The 3,291-nt window shown below is 57.5% G+C and carries 2 protein-coding genes; one reads left to right on the top strand and one right to left on the bottom strand.

The genetic code is table 11. The features are described from left to right. Positions 1-513 precede the first annotated feature (513 nt). On the bottom strand, positions 514-927 hold the full coding sequence (locus tag FBZ93_RS40325) for a hypothetical protein (protein WP_146993220.1): 414 nt from the start codon (positions 925-927) through the stop codon (positions 514-516). Between the two features lie 907 nt (positions 928-1,834). Between FBZ93_RS40325 and FBZ93_RS40320 the strand changes: the two genes are divergently transcribed. Next, complete coding sequence (locus tag FBZ93_RS40320; protein WP_146993219.1) at positions 1,835-2,707, top strand: hypothetical protein; 873 nt, start codon at positions 1,835-1,837, stop codon at positions 2,705-2,707. Positions 2,708-3,291 lie beyond the last annotated feature (584 nt).

Here is a 3,291-nt window from a genome sequence, read left to right as displayed (position 1 = left end):
GAGGTCCCACACACCGCTTTCCTGCAAAATCGAATACTTTCTCAACACAATTTTTGCTTATTTTTCAGGTCAATCCGCATTCTTCACGGACGACTAGATAGGGTTCGATGAATTCGTTGAAAAGTACAGCCCCCATTTGTCCGGCCAATCGATCCTCTCAAACAAGAGATCCGTACACTCCGGCTTGAGTTGCGATGTGATGTTCTTGGAGACGCTTAGACCGAGGAGGCACTTCAGCATCCAACGTTCAATACCGGAGCCGCTGAATTGGATGTGCCTGCTCTTGGGAGCGCCATCGAACGATCGAATCGCCGTGACGAAGTTATCAATGAGGCTAGCGAGGTCGCCTAGCGCATTATTGTGCCGCTCGCACAGAATGTTCGAAGCAAGCCCCTTCACTGGCACCAGAACGCCTCTAGTTCCTGCCAAGCCAAGCCTGCAATCTTTGCCTTGTTATTCAGTGCGAGTCTGCGCAGAAGCGAACCGGGCGACATCGAAGTTGACGAAGGCGCTTCACACTGCCCGTCGATTGGGTCGATCTCGCTCGCGACGATGCCGCGGCCTCCGACCACGACCTCGCGGAAGATCAGGTTTCTTTGCGGCATCTTCCGATCGCTCGACGGGCTCGCTGGAGGCCGGCGCGGCAAGCGATCGAGGCGATTGTCTTCGAACGGCGACCGCGGTTTCGAGCGTGGAGAGGAATCGCCGTCCATCTTCCGTGATCTCCCAGCCTTCGACATCGCGAAGCACCAACTTGGCTGAGAAGATATTCAGGTCGGGCGCATGTTCGGCGAGCCGCTTCATGCGGTCGGTCCAATCTCTGCCGCTGTTCATCAAGATTTCGACGGCGTGCCGAAGCTCGGCAACGGAGGCGCGCCCGGCGGGCTGGCCGGCCAGCACTTTCAGGACGGTAAGCTGGAAGGACACTTCCACGTCTCCGGACTGGCAGGAACAGCAGTATCGGCCAGATCGGTTAACTGCCGGTCAACCGTCAGGCTGGATCTCACGTTGGATTCAAGAGCCAACAGGGGTCGCTGCGATCTTGGCGACGGCGAGCTCCCGATCACCCTACCTTAACTTGATGACGGATCTGGCCTCTCCCCCGATCCTCGTCATCAGAACGGCCATCAAGCTCGCTTCCAATGAGCCGCCCAAATAGAATCGCGCTCCCTATCAAAGAGCGCTCGCCGTGGCTCTTAGGCCGAACGCTCGTTGATGCGCCCGCGCCTGATGTACGGCCCATACAAGACGTCCCGGCGCCGCCTATAAAGTTTGGCTGAAATCAGACCTAGAGCGATCACGAAGGCAGACAGCACCATCAACTCAATCATTTGGTTACCTCAACGACTCGCAATGGCACAACATTGCGAGCAGGGCGGCAACGGCGTCAACAACCGCACGACATTAACCTGAACCAGAATGGCTAATGCGATTGTCGAGGTACCAATCTAACCTTCGACGCGCCCCGGGCGGCGCCTCCTCGAATGGCCGAACGTGATGAAGGCAGACTCGACAACAATTCGAACAAGACAGCCATTACAGCTGAGCACACCCCAATCGACAGTACGAAACGTACCGTATGCGATCCATGTCTACGCATCTTGCAACGCCGTTCATATCAGTTCCAGATTGTGGATATCCCGCGCGGAGCCTCGATTGACTATTGCCTAAGAGACTTCAACCTAAAATAGTTCGCGCATTGCACTAGCTATTCATTCATGTAGGGGTACTGAGATGGCGGCGTTTCGGCGGCGGACATTGCGCGTTCGTTCTTCTGATCGTCATTGCAGTCGGCTGCACAAGCAAATCGGCCCGCCGCATTGTGCGAGGACTTATGTTCGTCGCCGCTGCGTTCGGCCTCGGGGGATGCAATTGGACGGGCTCCCTCGGCGGTCCTGAGCGAGTCGCTCCGATATCGGATGAAATCACGGAGATGAGGGCGTACGCAAACAGCTACGCCGATCTGTTCAGGGGCACGGCTGCGGAGCAGATGTCGGCCCGCAACAACATGATTGCGGCCCGAATGTACGTGATCGACATCGAATACACCCAGTACGAAGCCCAGTTAATGCATGAAGGGCAAATCGTCGATTTCAGCACGAAGGTGACGTCCGGCGTGCTGACGACCACCGCGGGACTGATCGGCAATCTGGGAACGTCACATGCACTGTCGGAAACGGCTACGCTGATCAACGGGCTCGACTCCGCTTACAACGACAAGATCCTGAAGAGCCAGATCATCCAGAACGTCCTGTCGTCGATGCGCACCGCCAGGCATGACCAGGCCGCGATTATCTATGCGAACATGTATTGCCCGACCTCGGTCTATCCGTTCGGCTTCGCGCTTAGCGACCTCGAGACCTATTACCGAGCGGGGACCTTCCAGACCGGCCTGATCAAGCTCATGCAGACCACGGGCAAGGCGGAGAGCGATGCAAGGGCCAACCAGGATAACAACAAGCCGGCCCCCTCGCCGGATGCGCAGAGCAAGCTGCAAGCGAACGCCACCGAGGCGGACGTAAAGGCGAACACCCAGACGCCAGCCAAGAAGGTCGCTGCCACGAATTCACTGGCGGCTGCATGCAAGGCGCCCGCTGGCGTAGACGTCTCATCCTATCAGCCGCGGGTGGCAGGCGCCCTGGCGAAAAGAACGGTGCCGGCCCCAACCGCCGTGGCGGGACAGTCGACGCCCAAAGCGCCATTGTGAACTGTCTCGACATGTCGAACAGTTTCGCCAGTTCTTGGCTGCAGCGTTAGACTTTTGGAATGAATGATGGTCGCCCTGCTCCTATCGTGAATGCACTCCCACGGCCTGATTCCTGATCACGCTGAAGAGCGGCGAACCGTCGGTAGGACTTGCGAACTGCCTGGCGGTTGAGTCCCCCTTGGCGGCGTGGTGCTTTCTCGCGACCGAACTTTGACAGGGGCATCGCCCCGCTGGAACCAAATCCCGCAATGATCTAAGCTGGGCACGGGCGCTACGCGAGAGGTTGGATTGGCAGGCAAGAACCGTTCTGATGAGGTTGCGGATTCGTTTCGACTTCTGAGAGCTTTTCGCTTGATCCGTGACCGCGAGGCCCGGCGACGTGTCGTTGAAATGGCCGAGAGCCTGTCCACGAAAGACCACGCAGATCAAGTCGTCGATCGACATAGATCCTGATGGACAGGGCCTTTCGGGGTCGACGGCGGGCTCCGGAGTCGTCCGTGAAGAATGCGGATTGACCTGAAAAATAAGCAAAAATTGTGTTGAGAAAGTATTCGATTTTGCAGGAAAGCGGTGTGTGGGACCTC

Origin of the sequence: Bradyrhizobium macuxiense, assembly GCF_007993935.1 — a bacterium.
GTDB lineage: Bacteria > Pseudomonadota > Alphaproteobacteria > Rhizobiales > Xanthobacteraceae > Bradyrhizobium > Bradyrhizobium macuxiense_A.
The sequence above is the reverse complement of the archived record's forward strand: the minus strand, read 5'-3'. Positions and strand labels throughout refer to the sequence as shown.